Origin of the sequence: Streptomyces sp. NPDC007945, assembly GCF_042958885.1 — a bacterium.
Classification (GTDB): Bacteria; Actinomycetota; Actinomycetes; order Streptomycetales; family Streptomycetaceae; genus Streptomyces.
Map to the genome: position 1 here is coordinate 499,669 of NZ_JBIBJV010000006.1, position 19,209 is coordinate 518,877.

Sequence of the window (19,209 nt, forward strand, 5' to 3'; positions counted from 1 at the left end):
ACCGCATCGAACCCCTCGGCGGTCCGTGACGGGGAAGCGGGGCGGGGGGTACGGCGGTGCTCAGGGCCGCAGCAGGACCTTGCCGACCTCCGGGGCGCCGCCGCCGACCAGGGCCAGCGCCTCGCCGAAGCCGTCGAGCGGGAACTCGTGGGTGATCAGCGGCGCCGGGTCGAGCAGCCCGCTCGCGAAGGCCCCCACCGCGTCCGCCCAGGCGGCCGAGGAGGCGCCGAAGACGCTCCGCAGCTCCAGCTGGCTCACCGACAGGTGCACCGGGTCGATGCCCGTGGCGCCCTCCGCGAACATCCCGGTGAGCACCACCCTGCCGCCCCGGCGGGCCAGCAGGCAGGACGAGGCGGCCGTCTGCGGCGCCCCCGCCGTCTCCACCACCAGGTCGAACTCCCCGTCCGCGGCCGAGGCCGCCGCCGGGTCCAGGGCGCGGCTCGCGCCGAACGCCCGGGCCCGGTCGGTCCGGGCGGCGCGCGGGTCGACCACGGCCAGTTCGGCGGGGGAGTGGGCGGCCAGCCACTGCACGGCGAGCAGCCCCAGCGTCCCGGCGCCGACGACCGCGATCCGCTCCCCGGGGCGGGGCCGACCGGCCCGTACCGCGGCGGCGACCACCGCCGCCGGTTCGAGCAGCGCCGCCGCCCGCAGGTCCGCGTCCGCCGGCAGGAGGTGCAGGAGCCGCGCGGGCACCAGCAGCCGGTCGGCGAAGGCGCCCGGTTCGGTGAAGCCGGTCTCCGCGTACCCGGCCGTGCACAGGCTCGTCTCCCCGCACCGGCAGCGCTCGCAGGTCCCGCAGTGGCGGAAGCCCTCGGCGACGCACGGCCGGCCGGTCAGCGCGGGGTCCACGCCGGGACCGACCGCCTCCACGGTGCCGGACCACTCGTGCCCCGGCACCACCGGATAGCGCACGTAGCCGGGCGCCCGCCTCCCCTCGTACAACTCCCGGTCGCTGAGGCAGATCCCGGCGGCGGCGACCCGCACCAGGACCTCGCCCCGGCCCGGTTCGGGGCACGGGCGCGCCACGAGCCGGTGGACCCCCGGCCGTTCGACGAGGACCGCCCGGCCGGGTGGACCGCCGCTCACTCCGGACGCCTCTTCTCCCAGCCGTCGGCCCACAGGTCGAACCTCGCCCGCTGCTGCGGGAACTCCGCCGCCGCGTCCACGTCCAGCTCGACGCCGAGGCCCGGGGCGTACGAGACGGGGAAGCAGCCGGTCGCCGGGTCGATCTCCGGGGCCCCGCGCACGACCTTCTTGATCTCCGCGTCGGCGAAGTCGTTGAAGTGCTCCAGGGTCTTGAAGTTCGGTGTGCACGCCGCGAGTTGGAGGGAGGCGGCGGTGAGGACCGAGCCGCCGACGTTGTGCGGGGCGACGGTCACGTAGTGGGTCTCGGCGGTCGCGGCGAGCTTCCGGGCCTCCAGGATGCCGCCGATGTGCCCCACGTCCGGCTGGATGACGTCGGCGGCCTGGGACTCGAACAGCTCGCGGAACTCGATCCGGTCGTGGATCCGCTCCCCGGTGGCGATCGGCAGCTCGGTCTTCCCGGCCACCTTCGCCAGCGCCTTCAGGTTCTCCGGCGGCACCGGCTCCTCCAGCCACGCCGGGCGGAACGGGGCCAGGTCGCGGGCGAGCCGGACGGCCGTCGCGGGGGAGAAGCGGCCATGCATCTCCACCATGAGCTCCGTGTCCGGACCGATCGCGTCCCGCACCGCCTCGACCAGTGAGATCGCGTACCGCGAGGCGGCCGGGTCGAGTTCGAGCCGGCCCGCGCCGAACGGGTCGAGCTTCAGGGCCCGGTAGCCGCGCGCCACGACCGCGCGGGCCGCCTCGTGGTAGGCCTCCGGCGTCCGCTCGGTCGTGTACCAGCCGTTCGCGTACGCGGGCACCCGCTCCGTCACCCGTCCGCCGAGCAACTGCCAGACCGGCACGCCCAGCGCCTTGCCCTTGATGTCCCAGCAGGCCGTCTCCACGACCGCGATCCCGGACATCACGATCTCACCGGCCCGCCCGAAGTCCCCGTACTTCATCCGCCGGACGAGGTCCTCGACGGCGAACGGGTCCGAGCCCGCGATGTGGTTCGCCTCGGCCTCGCGGAGGTAGCCGAGCAGCGCGTCGGTGTGACCGAGCATCCGGGTCTCGCCGACGCCCGTCAGCCCTTCGTCCGTGTGCACCAGGACATAGGTGAGGTTGCGCCAGGGAGTGCCGACGACATGAGTGGTGATGCCCGTGATGCGCACGGTGGAGGCTCCCAGGATGTTCATCATGCCGAACGCTGTCCGGCGGGTTGGCGTGACCGTAGGCAGCGGCGCTCCGGGGCGTCAAGCGTCCTCGAGGCGCCCCCGCGCCGGGGCCGTTGCCCGGCTTCCGGTCCGGGACTAGTCTCTGTCCGCGATTTCGGTCGCGGTACGGCATATCGAACGGCGTGAGGGTGAGGTGGGGGCCATGGGACGACTCGTGCCCGCGGTGACCAGGGCATTCGACATTCTGGAGCTCTTCCTCCACGGGGACGGCACGCTCTCCGCGCCCGAGATCACCCGCCGGCTCCAACTGCCCCGCACCACCACCCACGAGCTCGTCTCCACGCTCGCCGCCCGCCACTACCTCGTGCCGGTGCCGGAACAACCCGGCCGCTACCGGCTCGGGGTGCGCACGTACCAGCTCGGCAGCCGGTACGCCGAGCAGCTCGACCTCGCGGCTGAGGGGCGCCAGGTCGCCCACGAGATCGCCGAGACCTGCGGCGAGACCGTCCATGTGGCGCTCCTGGAGGACGCGGACGTCATCTACATCGCCAAGGTGGACTCCACCCACGCCGTCCGCATGGTCTCGGCGACCGGCCGACGGCTCCCCGCCCACTGCACGGCCGTCGGCAAGATGCTCCTCGCGATGCTGCCGGCCGACGAGCTCGACGCGCTCCTCGACGGGCGCGAGCTGGCGCGCATGACCCCCCACAGCATCACCGACCCGGACGTGCTGCGCGCCGCGCTCGCCGAGATCGCCATCCTCGGCGTCGCCGTCGAACAGCGGGAGTCCAACCCGGACGTCTCCTGCGTCGCCGCCCCCGTCCGCGACCGTACGGGCCGCGTCGTCGCCGCGCTCTCCATCTCCGTCCCGGTCATCCGCTGGGACGAGGCCCGCGAGAACGAACTCACCGCCCTCGCCGTCCACGGCGCCACCGACCTCTCCACCCGCCTCGGCCACCGCACCGGCCCCCGCTGACACCCGGACGGGCGAAGGTCACCGCGTCCCGGGCCACCGGTTCGTGCGCGTCGGCCGACCGGGCCGACGCCGCGACCGTCGCCGCGTCGTCGGCCCGGCCGGTGCCGTGCGCCCTACCGGTGGGCGAACCAGCCCGCCGCCGGAAGCAGCCGGCTGTCGTAGTCGAACAGGGCCTGGTTCTCCCAGGCGTTGCCCGACGACGGGTCCGTCGGGTCCCAGCCGTTGCCGCCGACCGCGGTCCAGGCCGGCTCCCAGTAGACGACGCCGAGGCCGCGGCCGCTCGGGACGGCCTCCACCACGTTCATCACGTCACGCAGCCACGCCGACTGGCCCGCCGCCGACGCCGGGTAGCCGGGGACCAGTTCCGAGGGCAGGTCGATGATGTTCTCGTGCGCGTCCTCGCTGTCCAGGCGGAAGGGATACGCCGTCTCCGCGACCATCACCTTCTTGCGGTAACGCGCCGAGATGTCGTCCATGTTGGCCTGGAGCGAGGCCAGTGAGCCGTGCCAGTACCCGTAGAAGGACAGCGCGATCACGTCGTAACTCACGCCCTGCGCCCTGGCGTTGTCGAACCACGTGCGGTACAGCGCGTTGTCGCCGCCGTTCGCCAGGTGCAGGGCGATCTGGGTCGAGGACGACACCGCCTTCGCCGCCGAGATGCCGGAGCCGAGCAGCCCCGCGAGCTGTGTCCAGTTGCTCGTCGACCCCTCGGGCCACAGCATGCCCGTGTTGATCTCGTTGCCGATCTGCACCATGTCGGCCGTGGTGCCCTGCGCCTTCAGCGCGGCGAGGACGTCGTACGTGTGGTTGTACACGTCCGTCCTGAGCTGCGCGTACGAGTGCCCCGCCCACGCGGCCGGCTTCGTCTGGGCGCCGGGATCCGCCCAGATGTCCGAGTAGTGGAAGTCCACGAGCAGTTTCATGCCCTGCGCCTTGATCCGCTTCGCGGTGGCGAGGACCCGGGCCTTGGTGTTGTATCCGTCGGCCGGGTCCACCCACACCTTCAGCCGGCCGTAGTTGGCGCCCGCCCCCTTGAGCAGTGCGACCGGGTCGCCGGCCGTCCCCGCGGCGTTCTTGTACGTGGCGCCGAAGTCCTCGTTCTTCTTGAGGGCCGACAGGTCCACGCCCTTCACGATGAGCCCGGTCGAACCCGGGGTGAAGGAGAGGTCGTCGACGTTCAGCCAGTTCCCGGCGCCGGCATCGGAGTTGACGCTCACGGTGCAGCCGCCGCCGACGACCTTGACGGAGGTCACCACGCGTATCCAGGAGCCGGCGGTCACCGGCAGGTCGGTGCGCTGCTCGGCGGACCCGCAGTTGCGCAGGGCGAGGTACGCGGACTTCTGGCCACCGCCGGAACGTACCCACGCCGTCAGCGTGTACGTGCCGTCGGCGAGCCCGCTGAGGTACTGGTACGTCTCGACCTTGTACGCCGACGACGACCAGTGCGAGAGGCGGTGGCCGCCGCTGCGGCCGCCGGCCTCCGTGAAGGAGGCGGCGTTCTGCCCGGTGGCCGAGTAGGTCGACCAGCCGGACGGCGTCGCCGTACCGGTGCCGTCGGCCTCGAACCCGGTGTTGGTGAGCGTGCTCGCGGCCACGGCCTTCTCCGTGGGCAGCGGGGCGAGCAGCAGCCCCGCGCCGAGCGCGGTGGCGAGAACGGCGGAACGAAGCCGGAAACGGCCTCTGGTGGTGCGCATCGTCGAGTCCCTTCGACGGTGACGGACGGGGGAGTGGTGGTGCGGTGGCGCTGTTCCTCGGGGACGGGGGATCGGGGTGGGTACGGCTCACCCGGGAGCGGCGCGGCGACTGCGGCCGCCCCCGGGGAGATCGGGGACCGGCCCCGCGACGGGACCGGTGGGAGGCGGCGCCGTCAGGTGGCCAGGCGGACGACCCGGACGGCGCCCGCCGGGACGGTGAGCACGCCGTTCACCTCGCCGCCGGCGAGCAGTTCCGTGCCCGGGCCGTCGAGGGGGACCTTCGCCTCCGCGTCCGTGTGGTTGAGGACGAAGACGTGGTGGCCGTGGGCGCCCGCCCGGCGGACGACCTCGACGTCGCGCGGGAGCGAGGGGCGGCTCGGGACGCCGGCGTCCTCCGCGGCGGCCGCCACGATCGCGTCCAGCGAGGCCGCGTCGAGGCGGGTGGAGACGTACCAGGCGGTGCCGCGCCCCAGCCGGTGGCGGGTGACGGCGGGTCCGCCGGCGGCGGGGCCGTCCGCGTACGTCCACACGGTCTCGGCGCCGCGCGGGCGGACGAACTCGGTCCACACGTCACCGGTGAGCGCCGCGCCGCCGGGCCCGGCGAGCCCGACCCGCTGGTGGTCGAGGAGCGGCGACCACTCCTCGACGGTGAGCCCCAGGACGTCCCGCAGGGCGCCCGGGTACGCGCCGGGGTGGACGGCGTCGTGCTCGTCGACGATCCCGGAGAAGTACGAGACGACGAGCGTGCCGCCGTTCTCCACGTACTCCCGCAGGTTCTGCCCGGCCGCCTCCGTCATCAGGTACAGCGCGGGGACGACGACCAGCGGGTAGGCCGACAGGTCGGCCTCGGGGTGGGCGAAGTCCACCGTGAGGTGCCGGTCGTAGAGGGTCTCGTAGAAGCTGTCGGCGCGCTCGCGGGCGTCGTGCGCCTCGTTCGGCCGCCACTCCAGCCTCTGCGCCCACCAGGACTGCCAGTCCCACAGCATCGCGACGTCCGGGACGGTCCGGCTGCCGCGGACCTCCTCCAGGGCGCCGAGCCCGGCGCCGAGTTCGACGACCTCGCGCCAGATCCGGGTGTCGGTGCCGCCGTGCGGGACCATCGACGAGTGGAACTTCTCGGCGCCGCGCCGGGACTGCCGCCACTGGAAGAACATCGCGCCCTCGGAGCCGCGGGCGACGTGCGCGAGGGAGTTGCGGGCCATCTCGCCGGGCCGCTTCGCCGGGTTGCGCGGCTGCCAGTTGACGCCCGAGGTGGAGTGCTCCAGGAGCAGCCAGGGCGCGCCGTCGGCGACGGAGCGGGTCAGGTCGGCGGCCATCGCGAGGTTGACGTGGGTGCGGCGGCCGTCGGTGATCAGGTAGTGGTCGTTGGTGACGAGGTCGACCTCGCGGCCCCACGCCCAGTAGTCGATCGAGTCGCACTGGCTGAGCGCGGTCATGAAGTTGGTGGTGACCGGGATCCCCGGGGACAGCTCGTGGAGGATGTCCCGCTCCGCGCGGAAGTTCTCGCGGATCGTGGCGTCGGCGAAGCGCCGGTAGTCCAGCCGCTGGGCCGGGTTGCCGACGGTCGGGGTGGTGCGGGGCGGCAGGATCTCCTCGTACGTGCCGTACCGTTGGCCCCAGAAGGCGGTGCCCCAGGCCTCGTTGACGGCCTCGACGGAGCCGTACGCGCTGTTCAGCCAGCGCCGGAAGTGCGCGGCGCAGCCGTCGCAGTAGCAGGCGCTGACGGGGACGCCGTACTCGTTGTGGACGTGCCAGAGCGCGAGCGCCGGGTGGTCGGCGTACCGGCGGGCCAGCTCGGTGGTGATCCGGGCGGCGGCCTCCCGGTAGGCGGGGGAGCTGTGGCAGATCGCCCCGCGGGAGCCGTACGTGAGGCGGGCGCCGTCCGCCGTGACGGGGAGCGCCTCGGGGTGCGCGCGGTAGAACCAGGCGGGCGGGGCGACGGTCGGGGTGCCGAGGTCGACGCGGACGCCGTTCGCGTGCAGCAGGTCGAGGACGCGGTCCAGCCAGCCGAAGTCGTACCGGCCCGGCTCGGGCTCCAGGAGGGCCCAGGAGAAGATCCCGACGCTCACCATGGTGACGCCGGCCTCCCGCATCAGCCGCACGTCCTCCTGCCAGACGCTTTCCGGCCATTGTTCGGGGTTGTAGTCCCCGCCGAACGCGAGCCGGGTCAGGCCCTTGGGGGTCGTGGCAGACATGAGTCTCTCCTGAGCACCTGTGAAACGGAAGGGGGTGTTCGAGCGCCGTGGCTGTGAACGTACACACATCAGATGTCGAAGTGGCAACGCAACATAACCGCACAGGAACAACCATTGACAAGTGTCCGGAACGTTTCTCTACTGTGAACGCTCACAGATGCATGGTCGGCCTCTCCGTCCGATGGAGAGGCCCCTTTCGGTCAGGGAGAACCCCCATGCCCCAGCTCAAGCGCCGCAGCCTCGCCGCCGCCACCGCCGTGCTCGTCGGCGCCACCGCGCTCACCGCCTGTGGATCCGACTCCGGCGACGAGGCGGGCGCCGGATCCGGCCCCGTCAAGCTCACCTACTGGGCCTGGGCGCCCGGCATGGACAAGGTCGCCGCCCTCTGGAACGCCAAGCACCCCGACATCCAGGTCACGGTGCAGAAGCAGGCCTCCGGAGACGATCTCGTCACCAAGATCATCACCGCCGCCAAGGCCCGCAAGGGCCCCGACCTGGTCCAGGCCGAGTACCAGGCCCTGCCCACCCTCGTCACCAACGACGCGCTCGCCGACATAGGCCCCGAGGTCCAGGGCGTCGAGAAGAAGTTCGCCCCCGGCATCTGGCAGCAGACCACCCTCGGCGGCGACGCGGTCTACGCCCTCCCGCAGGACTCCGGCCCGCTGATGTTCTTCTACCGCGAGGACCTCTTCAAGGAGTACGGCCTCACCGTCCCCACCACCTGGGACGCCTTCGCCGAGACCGCCCGCGCGCTGAAGAAGAAGGCCCCGAAGAAGGCCCTCACCACCTTCTCCGCCAACGACGCCGGCCTCTTCGCCGGCCTCTCCCAGCAGGCCGGCGCCGCGTGGTGGACCTTCGAGGGCGACACCTGGAAGGTCGGCATCGACGACGCCGCCACCAAGAAGGTCACCGACTTCTGGGGCGGCCTGGTCGCCGAGGGCGCCATCGACAACCAGCCCATGTACACGCCCGCCTGGAACAAGGCCCTCGACACCGGCGAGCAGATCGCCTGGGTCTCCGCCGTCTGGGCCCCCGGCACCCTGACCACCGCCGCCCCCGCCACCAAGGGCAAGTGGGCCATGGCCCCCCTCCCGCAGTGGAGCGAGGGCCAGAACGCCACCGGCAGCTGGGGCGGCTCCTCCACCGCCGTCACCAGCGACTCCCGGCACAAGGAGGCCGCCGCGAAGTTCGCCGTCTGGCTGAACACCGACCCCGAGGCGCTCGCCGCCCTCGTCAAGGAGAGCGGCATCTACCCCGCCGCCACCGCCGCCCAGACCAGCGGCGCCCTCGCCAAGGCCCCCGACTACTTCGCCAACCAGCCCGACTTCTACACGAAGGCCGCCGAGATCGCGAAGACCACCGCCCCCGCCGCCTGGGGCCCCAACGTGAACGTCGCCTACACCGCCTTCAAGGACGAGTTCGGCAAGGCCGCCAAGGCCAAGACCGCCGCCGCCTTCGCCCAGGCCCTCACCGCCGTCCGCGACACCACGGTGAACGACCTCGCCAAGCAGGGCTTCGAGGTCGCCAAGTGACGCAGCCCCCCAAGGGCACGCGCCGGTCGTACGGGGTCAAGACGGCCCCGTACGGCTTCCTCCTCCCGGCCGCCGTCCTCTTCGCCCTCTTCTTCGCGCTGCCCATCGGCTACGCGGTCTGGCTCAGCTTCCACAAGATCGAGATAAAGGGTCTCGGCCTCGGCAAGGGCGCCAGGTCCGAGGTCTGGGCCGGCCTGGAGAACTACGCCTCCGCCCTCACCGACTCCGAGTTCCTCGCGAGCGCCCTGCGCGTCCTCGGCTACGGCGCCCTCGTCGTCCCCGTCATGCTCGGCCTCGCCCTCCTCTTCGCGCTCCTGCTCGACTCCGAGCGCGTCCGGGGCCGTTCCTTCGCCCGGCTCGCGATCTTCCTGCCGTACGCCGTCCCCGGCGTCATCGCCGCCGTCCTCTGGGGGTTCCTCTACCTCCCCGCCGTCAGCCCCTTCCACCACCTCCTGGAGAAGGCCGGCCTCCCGCAGCCCGACCTCATGGACGGCGGCCCGCTCTACCTCGCGATGTCCAACATCGCCGTCTGGGGCGGCACCGGCTTCAACATGATCGTCATCTACACCGCGCTGCGCGCCCTGCCCGCGGAGGTGTACGAGGCCGCCAAGCTCGACGGCTGCTCCGAACTCCAGATCGCGCTCCGCGTCAAGATCCCGATGGTGGTGCCCTCCCTCGTCCTCACCTTCTTCTTCTCCGTCATCGCCACCCTCCAGGTCTTCAACGAGCCCATGACGCTCAAGCCGCTCACCAACGGCATCCCCTCCACCTGGAGCCCCCTGATGAAGGTCTACAACGACGCGTTCACCGGCGGGAACATCCACGCGGCCTCCGCCACGGCCGTCGTCCTCGCCCTGGCCACCTTCGCGCTCTCCTTCGCCCTCCTCAGGATCTCCAACCGCCGCACCACGCAAGGAGCCAGCCGATGACCGGGCTCGCCTCCCCGACGCTCCGCAAGGCGCACCCCGCGCCCGGCACCACCCCCGGCGTCCCCCAGGGGCCGCCGCGGCCGCGCCGCACCGCCCTGCTGCCCACCGCGGCCCTCGTCCTCGGCGCCCTCTACTGCCTGCTCCCCGTCGCCTGGGTCGTCGTCGCCGCCACCAAGGCCGACGACGAACTCTTCTCCACCTTCACCTTCCTCCCCGGCAGCGGCTTCGCCGACAACCTCGGCGAACTCACCTCCTACCGCGACGGCATCTACTGGACGTGGATGGGCAACTCCGTCCTCTACGCAGGACTCGGCGCCCTCCTGTCGACCGTCGTCTCCGCCTTCGCCGGCTACGCCCTCGCCGTCTACCGCTTCCGCGGCCGCGAGCTCTTCTTCAACGTCATGCTCACCGGCGTCCTCATGCCGCCGGTCATCCTCGCCATCCCCCAGTACCTGCTGATGGCCGAGGCCGACCTCACCGACAGCCACGCCTCCGTGCTGCTGCCCCTGATCCTCTCCCCGTACGGCGTCTACCTCGGCCGCATCTACGCCGAGGCCGCCATCCCGATGGAGCTCGTCGAGGCCGCCCGCGTCGACGGCGCCGGCGAATGGCGCATCTTCAGCCGGATCGCCGTGCCGATGCTCGCCCCCGGCCTGGTGACGATCTTCCTGTTCCAGTTCGTCGCCATCTGGAACAACTTCCTGCTCCCGTTCATCATGCTCGGCGACGACGAGAAGTTCCCCATGACCGTCGGCCTGTTCACCCTCCTCAAGCAGGGCGCCAGCCAGCCCGCCCTCTACACCCTCGTCATCACCGGCGCGCTGCTCGCCGTCGTTCCGCTGATCGCGCTCTTCCTCGTCATCCAGCGGTTCTGGAGCCTCGATCTGCTGTCCGGCGCCGTAAAGTCCTGAGCACAGGGGATCGAGGGGAAACACACAGCATGAGCACAGCAGCGAGCAGGCGCCGTCCCGCGACGATCCACGACGTGGCCCGCGAGGCCGGCGTCTCGCGCGGCACCGTCTCCCGCGTCCTCAACGGCGGCCACTACGTCAGCCCCGCGGCCAAGGCGGCCGTCGACGCCGCGATCCGCAGAACGGGGTACGTCGTCAACCGGCACGCCCGCTCGCTGATCACCGGCAAGTCCGACTCGGTCGCCTTCCTCCTCACCGAGCCGCAGGAGCGCTTCTTCGAGGACCCCAACTTCAACGTCCTCCTGCGCGCCTGCACCCAGGCCCTCGCCGACCGTGACATCCCCCTGATCCTGATGATCGCGGGCACCGAGGACGAACGCCGCCGCAACCTCCGCTACATCGAGGCGGGCCACGTCGACGGCGTCCTCCTCGTCTCCAGCCACTCCGGCGACCCCGTCGTGGCCCGGCTCCACGAGGCCGGCGTCCCCGTCGTCGCCTGCGGGAAACCGCTCGGCCAGACCACCCGCGTCGGGTACGTCGCCGCCGACGACCGCGACGGCGCCCGCGAGATGGTCCGCCACCTGCACGCCACCGGGCGCCGCCGCATCGCCACCGTCACCGGCCCGCTCGACACCCCCGGCGGCGTCGAGCGGCTCGCCGGCTACCGCGAGACCCTCGCCGAGTGCGGCCTCCCCGTCGACGAGGACCTGATCGTCACCGGCGACTACAGCCGCGCCAGCGGCGCCGAGGGGGCCCGCGTCCTCCTGGAGCGGGCGCCCGACGTCGACGCGGTCTTCGTCGCCTCCGACCTCATGGCCCAGGGCGTCCTCGACACCCTCGCCCGCGCCGGGAAGCGGGTCCCCGAGGACATCGCCGTCGGCGGCTTCGACGACTCCCCGGCCGCGCACGACGCCCAGCCGCCGCTGACCACCATCCGGCAGCCCTGGGACCGGATCAGCGCGGAGATGGTCCGCACCCTCCTCGCCCGGATAGCGGGCGAGGACCCGGCGACCGTCATCCTCCCCACGGAACTGGTGATCCGCGCGTCCGCCTGATCACCCCGCCGCGGACCGCGCGCCCCGGACCAGGATCACCTCCAGGGTCCGGGGCCCGTGGACGCCCTCGACCCGGTCCAGCTCGATGTCGCTCGTCGCCGACGGCCCCGAGATCCACGTGAGCGGCCGCCGCGGGTCGAGCCGCGGCAGCGCCTCCGGCACGGAGGCGACGACCTGTTCCTCGCGGACGACGCACACGTGCAGATCCGGTACGAGGCTGAGCGCCCGCCGTCCCTGCCCGGGCCCGCCGTCGAGCACGAGCGTGCCGGTCTCGGCGACGGCGAGCGCGCACCCCGTGACCACGGCGTCGACCGCGTCCAGGGCCGCCGGACCGAGCCGGGCGTCCGGGACCCGCTCAGCCGCCGTGCCGGCGAGCCACCGGGCCGGCAGCCCGTCCGGTACCACCACCGTCCGCGCGCCGCGCTCCTCCAGCCGCCGTGCGATCAGCGCGGACAGCCCGGCCCCGTCGGTGCGGTGCACGTGGGCCCGGTAGTCGGCGAGGTTCTCGTGCAGCAGGTCGAGCACCGCGTCCGGGTCGTCCGGGGCGTGCCGGACGAGGTACGCGCGCGGCACCTCCGGTGCCTCGGGGGCGTCGGCGACGGCGGACCGGATCCGGGCGAGGATCCGGTCGCGGGAGTTCCGGCTCACGGGCGGTCTCCTGTGCGGTCTCCGGCGCGGTCCTCCGGGCGGTCTTCCGGGCGGTTCTTCCTCCACCAGTCCCGGAAGGGCTCGGCGGGCAGGTCGGGCAGGTCCCGGTGGTCCGTCCACTGGCGGGCACCGGGGCCCGGCAGCCTCTCGGGGAGCAGCCCGCGCGTCCTCGACGCGACGCGTTCGCCCGCCGCGAGGACACCGGGGTGGTCGAGGACCCACCCGGCGGCCCTCATCGCCGCCTTCTCCAGCCGGTGGCCCTTTCCGCCCCGGTCGGCGACCTTCTCGCGCAGGTGCACCAGCACCTCCGGGATGTCGATGGCGACCGGGCACACCTCGTAGCAGGCCCCGCAGAGCGAGGAGGCGTACGGCAGGGAGGCGTCGACCTCGCTCGTGGTGCCGCGCAGCTGCGGGGTGAGGATCGCGCCGATCGGGCCGGGGTAGACGGAGCCGTACGCGTGCCCGCCGGCCCGCTCGTACACCGGGCACACGTTCAGGCAGGCCGAGCAGCGGATGCAGCGCAGCGCCTGCCGGCCGACCTCGTCGGCCAGGGCGTCGGTGCGGCCGTTGTCGAGCAGCACCAGATGGAAGGTCCGCGGCCCGTCGGCGTCCGTCGTCCCCGTCCACATGCTCGTGTACGGGTTCATCCGCTCGGCCGTCGAGGAGCGGGGGAGCGTCTGGAGGAACACCTCCAGGTCCCGCCACTCCGGCACCACCTTCTCCACGCCCACGACCGAGATCAGCGTCTCGGGGAGGGTCAGGCACATCCGGCCGTTGCCCTCCGACTCCACGACGACGAGCGTGCCGGTCTCGGCGACCATGAAGTTCGCCCCGGAGATCCCGACCTTCGCCCGCAGGAACTTCTCCCGCAGGTGCAGCCGGGCCGCCTCCGCCAGCTCGGCGGGCGAGTCGGACAGCCCCTCCGGTGCGGGCCGGCCCCAACTCCCCATGGTGTCACGGAAGATGTCGCGGATCTCGCCCCGGTTGCGGTGGATCGCGGGGACCAGGATGTGCGAGGGCCGGTCCTCGCCGAGCTGCACGATCAGCTCGGCCAGATCCGTCTCGTAGGCGCGGATCCCCTCCGCCTCCAGGGCCTCGTTGAGCCCGATCTCCTGGGTGGCCATCGACTTGACCTTGACGACCTCCGTCTCGCCGGTCGCCTTCACCAGATCGGTGACGATCCGGTTCGCCTCGGCCGCGTCCGCCGCCCAGTGCACCGTGCCGCCCGCCGCCGTCACCGCCTCCTCCAACCGCAGGAGGTACGTGTCGAGGTGACGGAGCGTCCGGTCCTTGATGAGCTTCCCGGCCTCCCGCAGCTCGGCCCAGTCGGCCAGCTCCGCGACCGCCCGCGCCCGCTTGTCGCGGATGGTGTGCGTAGCGTGCCGCAGATTGCGCCGCAACCGCTCGTCCCGCACCGCCGACCGCGCGGCCTCGGGAAAGGCCGGCATTCCGACGAACACTCCGCTCACCGCCAGGGCTCCTCTTCCGTGCTCGCCAGGATCTCCGCCAGGTGCACCGCCCGCAGCGGCGCCCCCTGCCGGCTCAGCATGCCGCCGAGGTGCAGCAGACACGAGTTGTCCGCGCCGCACAGCACCCCGGCGCCGGTCGACACCGCGTGCGCCACCTTGTCCGCGCCCATCGCCGCCGACACGTCCGGGTTCTTCACCGCGAAGGTGCCGCCGAATCCGCAGCACTCCTCCGCCCCCGGCAGCTCCACAAGGTCCAGTCCCCGCACCGCCTCCAGGAGGCGGCGCGGCCGATCGCCCAGGCCCAGCATCCGCAGGCCGTGGCACGACGGGTGGTACGTGACCCTGTGCGGGAACCACGCGCCCACGTCGGTCACGCCCAGCACGTCGACCAGGAACTCCGTCAGCTCGTGGGTGCGCGGCCCGAGCGCCGCCGCCTCCGGCCCGAAGGCCGGGTAGTGGTGGCGGACCATCGCCGCGCACGAACCCGACGGGACGACGACGTGGTCGTACCCGTCGAAGGCGCGGACCGTGCGCCGCACCAGCGGCTCGGTCTCCCGCCGGTAGCCGGTGTTGAACTGGGGCTGCCCGCAGCAGGTCTGCGCCGCCGGGAAGTCCACCTCCACCCCCAGCCGTTCGAGCAGCCGGACCGTGGCCACCCCCGTCGAAGGGAAGACGGCGTCGTTGACGCAGGTGACGAAGAGGGCGACGCGCATCAGCAGTTCCTCGGGGACGGTTCGAATCGTGCGGCGGCCCGGTCCCAGGCGGAACCGTCGCCCTGCGGCTCGTAGTGTCGCAGGGGCTGCGTCCCGGCGACCAGGCGGCGCCCGGCGGCCAGGTCGCCCACGAGCCCCGCGGCCCGCGCCTGCACCAGCACGTTCCCCAGCGCCGTGGCCTCCACCGGGCCCGCCGTCACCGGCAGGCCCGTCGCGTCCGCCGTCCACTGGCACAGCAGCGGGTTCCGGGCCCCGCCGCCCACCAGATGGATCCGCCGGAGCTCCCGCCCGGACAGCCCCGCGGCCTCCCGCAGGGTGCGCCGGTGCGCCAGGGCCAGCGACTCCAGGACGCACCGCAGCACCGCCGCCGGGGTCTCCGGCACCGGTTGCCCGGTGCGCCGGCAGTACGCCGAGATCCGCGCGGGCATGTCCCCGGGCGCCAGGAAGTCCGGCGCGTCCGGATCGACCAGCGACCGGAACGGCCGCTCCCGCCCCGCCCGTACGAGCAGCGCGGGCAGGTCCACCACCCGCCCCCGTCCCTCCCAGGTCCTGCGGCACTCCTCCCACAGCCACAGCCCCATCACGTTCCGCAGGAACCGCACCGTGCCGTCGACACCCCGCTCGTTGGTGAAGTTCGCCGCCCGGGCCTCCTCCGACAGGACCGGGCCGGGCAGTTCGAGCCCGGCGAGCGACCACGTGCCGCACGACACGAACGCGACGGCGCCGCCCTCGGCCCCGCTCGCGGGAACGGCCACCACCGCCGACGCCGTGTCGTGCGAGGCGACCGCCGTCACCGGCGTGCCCGCCGGCAGCCCGGTGTACTCCGTCACGTGCGGCAGCAGCGTCCCCGCCGGATCGCCGGGCGCCCGCAGCGGCGGCAGCAACGCCGGATCGACGCCGAGCGCGTCGAGCAGCTCCCCGGCCCACGTGCCGGCCCGGACGTCGAACAGCCCGGTCGTCGAGGCGTTCGTCTCCTCCGCCCCGACCGTCCCCGTCAGCCAGTACGCGAACAGGTCGGGCATGAGCAACAGGGTCCGGGCCGCCGCGAACTGGGCGGAGCCGGCGGAAGCGGCCAGCTGGAAGACCGTGTTGAACGGCAGGTGCTGCAGCCCGGTCGTCCGGTACAGCGCCGCCGCGCCCCCGACCCGCTCCCACACCCCCGCCGCGACCCCGTCGGTCCGCGCGTCCCGGTAGTGGAACGGGGCGCCGAGCAGCGCCCCGTCGGCGTCGAGCAGCCCGTGGTCGACCGCCCAGGTGTCCACCCCGACGGAGTCCACCGGACCGGACCGGGCCGCCGTCCGCAGCCCGTCCAGGATCCCCTGGAACAGACCGAGCGCGTCCCAGCGGAGCCCGTCCGGCAGCCGCACCGGCACGTTGGGGAAGCGGTGGGTCTCGGCCAGTTCCAGGGTGCCGGGCCCGATCCGGCCGACCATGACCCGCCCGCTGGTGGCCCCCAGATCGGCCGCAGCGAACGTCCCGGTGCGCCCGCTCGGCGCGGGAAGGCCGCGGCGCGCCGGGGGAAGCGCGCTCATCGCAGGAAGGCCGCGGCGACGCCCGCGTCGACGGGCACGTGGAGGCCGGTGGTGTGCGTGAGGTCCCCGCCGGTGAGCGCGAAGACCGCGTTCGCCACGTGCTCCGGCAGCACCTCCCGCTTCAGCAGCGTCCGCCGCGCGTAGAACTCGCCCAGCTCCTCCTCCTCGATGCCGTACGTCGCCGCCCGCTGCGCTCCCCAGCCGCCGGCGAAGATCCCCGAACCGCGCACCACGCCGTCCGGGTTCACGCCGTTCACGCGGATCCCGTGCTCGCCCAGCTCGGCGGCGAGCAGCCGCACCTGATGGGCCTGGTCGGCCTTGGTCGCCGAGTAGGCGATGTTGTTCGGGCCGGCGAAGACCGCGTTCTTCGACGCGATGTACACGATGTCGCCGCCCAGTCCCTGTGCGGTCATCACCCGGGCCGCCTCGCGGGAGACCAGGAAGGAGCCCCGGGCCATGATGGCGTGCTGGAGGTCCCAGTCCTCGGCCGTGGTCTCCAGGAGCGGCCTGGAGATCGAGATCCCGGCGTTGTTGACCACCAGGTCGACTCCGCCGAACGCCAGGACCGCCTCCCGGAAGGCGGCTTCGATCGCCGCCTCGTCCGTCACGTCCACCGTCACGGCCACCGCCCGGTCGGGGCCGCCGAGTTCGGCCGCGACCTCCGCCGCGCTCCCGGCGTTCACGTCCGCCACCACGACGCACGCGCCCTCGGCGGCGAGCCGCGCCGCGATCGCCCGCCCGATGCCGCTGCCCGCGCCGGTCACCAGCGCCACCCGGGTCGCCAGCGGCTTCGGCCTCGGCAGCCGCCGCAGCTTCGCCTCCTCCAGCTCCCAGTACTCGATGCGGAACTTCTCGGCCTCATCGATGGGGGCGTACTCCGACACCGCCTCGGCACCGCGCATCACGTTGATCGCGTTGACGTAGAACTCGCCCGCCACGCGCGCCGTCTGCTTGTCCTTGCCGAAGGAGAACATCCCGACGCCGGGCACGAGGACGATCGCCGGGTCGGCGCCCCTCATCGGCGGCGAGTCCGGCAGCGCGTGCCGGTGGTAGTAGGCGGCGTACTCCTCGCGGTAGGCGGCGTGCAGCTCCCGCAGCCGGGCCACCGTCTCGTCGAGGGGCGCGTCGGGCGGCAGGTCGAGGACGAGCGGCCGCACCTTGGTGCGCAGGAAGTGGTCAGGACAGGAGGTGCCGAGCGCGGCGAGGCGGGGGTGCCCGGAGCGGGACACGAAGTCGAGGACGGTCCCGGAGTCGGTGAAGTGGCCGACCTGCGGCCGGTCCTGGGAGGCGAGGGCGCGGACGTAGGGCGCGAGCGCGGCGGCCCGTTCCCGGCGCAGCCGCTCCGGCAGGGGCTCGTACCCGTCGACGACCGGGCCGAACGGCTCGGGGCGTCCGCGCTCGGCGAGGAAGGCCTCGGCGGTGCGGACGATGTGCAGCGCGTTGCGCTCGCACTCCTCGGAGGTGGCGCCCCAGGCGGTGATGCCGTGCCCGCCCAGGACGCAGCCGACGGCCCGCGGGTGGGCGGCCCGGACGGCCGCGATGTCGAGCCCGAGCTGGAAGCCGGGCCGCCGCCACGGCACCCAGGCCACCGTGGGGCCGAAGCATTCCGCCGTCAGCTTCTCGCCGTCGGCGGCGCAGGCCAGCGCGATGCCCGCGTCCGGGTGCAGGTGGTCGACGTGGGGCGCGTCGACCAGGCCGTGCATGGCGGTGTCGATGGAGGGGGCCGCGCCGCCCTTCCCGTACAGGCAGTGGTCGAAGGCGGCGACCATCTCGTCCTCGCGCTCCACCCCCGGGTAGACGGAGGCGAGGGCGCGCAGCCGGTCGAGCCGGAGGACGGCGAGCCCGTCCTCGGTGAGGGTGCCGAGGTCGCCCCCGGAGCCCTTCACCCACATCAGCTCCACCTCCCCGCCGGTGACCGGGTCGGGGGCGGAGCCCTTCGCGGAGGCGTTGCCGCCCGCGTAGTTGGTGACGGTCGGATCGGCGCCGAGTCGGTGGGCGCGCGCGAGGAGGGCGGCGACCTCGGGGTGGGTGCCGGAAGTCATGGCGGTCTTCTCTCCTGATGGCCGGGAAGGGGGACGGGGCAGGGGGAAGCGGAGTCGGGGGAGGCGGGGTTACGCGCCCCAGCCGGCCTGGGCGCCGCCGACGCGCTCGGCGGCGACGCGCTCCAGGCGTCCGGAGCGGAGGGTGGCGGCCACCGGGTCGGGGTCGAGGCCCTGCTCCTCGCGGAGTTCGCGCAGGAGGGGACGGACGTCGGTGGCGTAGGCGTCCATGAGGACGGCGTGGGCGGCGAGCACGTCACCGGAGCGCTGGGCGGCGGCGAGCGCGGCGGCGTCGACGAGGAGGGCCTTGGCGGTGGCTTCCTGCACGTTCATCATGGAGCGGATGACGGCCGGGACCTTGGCCTCGATGTTGTGGCACTGGTCGAGCATGAAGGCCACGTCCGCGGCGGCGTCCAGGCCGCCGTTCCGGACGACCTCGTGCATGATCCGGAAGAGCTGGAAGGGGTCGGAGGAGCCGACCATCAGGTCGTCGTCGGCGTAGAAGCGGGAGTTGAAGTCGAACCCGCCGAGCTTCCCCTCGCGCAGGAGGAGGGCGACGATGAACTCGATGTTGGTGCCCGGGGCGTGGTGCCCGGTGTCGACCACGACCTTCGCCTTGGGGCCGAGCTTGAGGCAGTGGGCGTACGCGGTGCCCCAGTCCGGGACGTCGGTGGTGTAGAAGGCCGGCTCGAAGAGCTTGTACTCCAGGAGCATCCGCTGGTCGTCGCCGAGTCGCGCGTACACCTCGGCGAGGCACTCGGCGAGCCGGTCCTGGCGGGCGGTGACGTCGTCCTGGCCGGGGTAGTTGGTGCCGTCGGCGAACCACAGCTTCAGGTCCGTCGACCCGGTGGCGTCCATGATGTCGACGCACTCCAGGAGGTGGCCGACGGCCTTGCGGCGCACCTTCGGGTCCGGGTGGCAGACGCTGCCGAGGCGGTAGTCGTCCTCCTGGAAGGTGTTGGAGTTGATCGCCCCGAGCTCCAGGCCGCGCTCCTTCGCGTACGCGCCGAGAGCGGCGTAGTCGTCGACCCGGTCCCACGGGATGTGCAGCGACACCTTGGGGGCGACGCCGGTGCGGGCGTGCACCTCGGCGGCGTCGTCGAGCTTCTCGTACGGGTCGCGGGGGACGCCGGGCTGCGCGAACACCTTGAAGCGGGTGCCGGAGTTCCCGTAGCCCCAGGAGGGGGTCTCGATCCGCTGGGCGGCGAGGGCGGCCTTCACGGCGGCGATGTCGGGCATGTCCACCTCGGTGCGTTCGGTCGAATTCAATGAATCG

The 19,209-nt window shown here is 73.2% G+C and carries 15 protein-coding genes; 5 read left to right on the top strand and 10 right to left on the bottom strand.

Features of this window, described 5'->3' with window-relative positions; translation table 11 throughout:
• Window positions 1-60: 60 nt before the first annotated feature.
• Together ACFZCF_RS21940 and ACFZCF_RS21945 are read right to left on the bottom strand one after the other, a co-directional pair.
• Entirely contained in the window at window positions 61-1,086 is a 1,026-nt protein-coding gene (locus tag ACFZCF_RS21940) for a zinc-binding dehydrogenase (protein ID WP_388446204.1), read from the bottom strand.
• A complete protein-coding gene (locus ACFZCF_RS21945; RefSeq protein WP_388446364.1) occupies window positions 1,083-2,237 on the bottom strand; it encodes a mandelate racemase/muconate lactonizing enzyme family protein in 1,155 nt (384 codons plus the stop codon). The genes ACFZCF_RS21940 and ACFZCF_RS21945 overlap by 4 nt, the downstream gene beginning before the upstream one ends.
• A 205-nt stretch (window positions 2,238-2,442) precedes the next feature.
• On the opposite strand from ACFZCF_RS21945, the gene ACFZCF_RS21950 reads away from it, so the two are divergent.
• Window positions 2,443-3,216 (top strand): IclR family transcriptional regulator C-terminal domain-containing protein, encoded by a 774-nt coding sequence (locus ACFZCF_RS21950; protein ID WP_391288135.1) that lies wholly within the window; start codon window positions 2,443-2,445, stop codon window positions 3,214-3,216.
• A gap of 113 nt (window positions 3,217-3,329) precedes the next feature.
• Here the strand turns inward: ACFZCF_RS21950 and ACFZCF_RS21955 are convergent, their stop codons facing one another.
• Together ACFZCF_RS21955 and ACFZCF_RS21960 are read right to left on the bottom strand one after the other, a co-directional pair.
• Complete coding sequence (locus tag ACFZCF_RS21955; RefSeq protein ID WP_391288137.1) at window positions 3,330-4,910, bottom strand: glycosyl hydrolase 53 family protein; 1,581 nt, start codon at window positions 4,908-4,910, stop codon at window positions 3,330-3,332.
• A 173-nt stretch (window positions 4,911-5,083) separates the two neighbouring features.
• The gene (locus ACFZCF_RS21960; protein ID WP_391288139.1) at window positions 5,084-7,105 is read right to left on the bottom strand and encodes a beta-galactosidase; all 2,022 of its coding nucleotides are present in this window, start codon (window positions 7,103-7,105) and stop codon (window positions 5,084-5,086) included.
• Between the two features lie 215 nt (window positions 7,106-7,320).
• Here ACFZCF_RS21960 and ACFZCF_RS21965 point away from each other — a divergent pair, with 215 nt between their 5' ends.
• Genes ACFZCF_RS21965 through ACFZCF_RS21980 form a run of 4 tightly spaced genes read left to right on the top strand, consistent with a single transcriptional unit; the run spans window position 7,321 to window position 11,532 of the window.
• Entirely contained in the window at window positions 7,321-8,637 is a 1,317-nt protein-coding gene (locus tag ACFZCF_RS21965) for an extracellular solute-binding protein (protein ID WP_391288142.1), read from the top strand.
• Entirely contained in the window at window positions 8,634-9,566 is a 933-nt protein-coding gene (locus tag ACFZCF_RS21970) for an ABC transporter permease subunit (RefSeq protein WP_391288144.1), read from the top strand. Before ACFZCF_RS21965 ends, ACFZCF_RS21970 begins: the two co-directional genes overlap by 4 nt.
• Complete coding sequence (locus ACFZCF_RS21975) at window positions 9,563-10,477, top strand: carbohydrate ABC transporter permease (protein WP_388446222.1); 915 nt, start codon at window positions 9,563-9,565, stop codon at window positions 10,475-10,477. The genes ACFZCF_RS21970 and ACFZCF_RS21975 overlap by 4 nt, the downstream gene beginning before the upstream one ends.
• A 29-nt stretch (window positions 10,478-10,506) precedes the next feature.
• Window positions 10,507-11,532 (top strand): LacI family DNA-binding transcriptional regulator, encoded by a 1,026-nt coding sequence (locus ACFZCF_RS21980; RefSeq protein ID WP_388446226.1) that lies wholly within the window; start codon window positions 10,507-10,509, stop codon window positions 11,530-11,532.
• Here ACFZCF_RS21980 and ACFZCF_RS21985 read toward each other — a convergent pair whose 3' ends face one another.
• The 6 genes from ACFZCF_RS21985 to rhaI all read right to left on the bottom strand — a co-directional run bounded on the left by ACFZCF_RS21985 (window position 11,533) and on the right by rhaI (window position 19,172).
• Window positions 11,533-12,180, bottom strand: a complete 648-nt coding sequence (locus ACFZCF_RS21985; protein WP_391288147.1) for an LUD domain-containing protein — start codon at window positions 12,178-12,180, stop codon at window positions 11,533-11,535. It lies immediately after the preceding gene.
• Complete coding sequence (locus ACFZCF_RS21990) at window positions 12,177-13,649, bottom strand: LutB/LldF family L-lactate oxidation iron-sulfur protein (RefSeq protein WP_391288150.1); 1,473 nt, start codon at window positions 13,647-13,649, stop codon at window positions 12,177-12,179. Before ACFZCF_RS21990 ends, ACFZCF_RS21985 begins: the two co-directional genes overlap by 4 nt.
• Window positions 13,646-14,362, bottom strand: coding sequence for a (Fe-S)-binding protein (locus ACFZCF_RS21995; protein ID WP_388446235.1), 717 nt, complete (start codon window positions 14,360-14,362; stop codon window positions 13,646-13,648). The genes ACFZCF_RS21990 and ACFZCF_RS21995 overlap by 4 nt, the downstream gene beginning before the upstream one ends.
• Window positions 14,362-15,894: an FGGY-family carbohydrate kinase gene (locus ACFZCF_RS22000; protein WP_391288152.1), complete on the bottom strand. Its 1,533-nt coding sequence runs from the start codon at window positions 15,892-15,894 to the stop codon at window positions 14,362-14,364. Before ACFZCF_RS22000 ends, ACFZCF_RS21995 begins: the two co-directional genes overlap by 1 nt.
• The gene (locus tag ACFZCF_RS22005; protein WP_391288154.1) at window positions 15,891-17,936 is read right to left on the bottom strand and encodes a bifunctional aldolase/short-chain dehydrogenase; all 2,046 of its coding nucleotides are present in this window, start codon (window positions 17,934-17,936) and stop codon (window positions 15,891-15,893) included. The genes ACFZCF_RS22000 and ACFZCF_RS22005 overlap by 4 nt, the downstream gene beginning before the upstream one ends.
• A gap of 69 nt (window positions 17,937-18,005) precedes the next feature.
• Entirely contained in the window at window positions 18,006-19,172 is a 1,167-nt protein-coding gene (gene rhaI, locus ACFZCF_RS22010) for an L-rhamnose isomerase (RefSeq protein WP_391288258.1), read from the bottom strand.
• Window positions 19,173-19,209 lie beyond the last annotated feature (37 nt).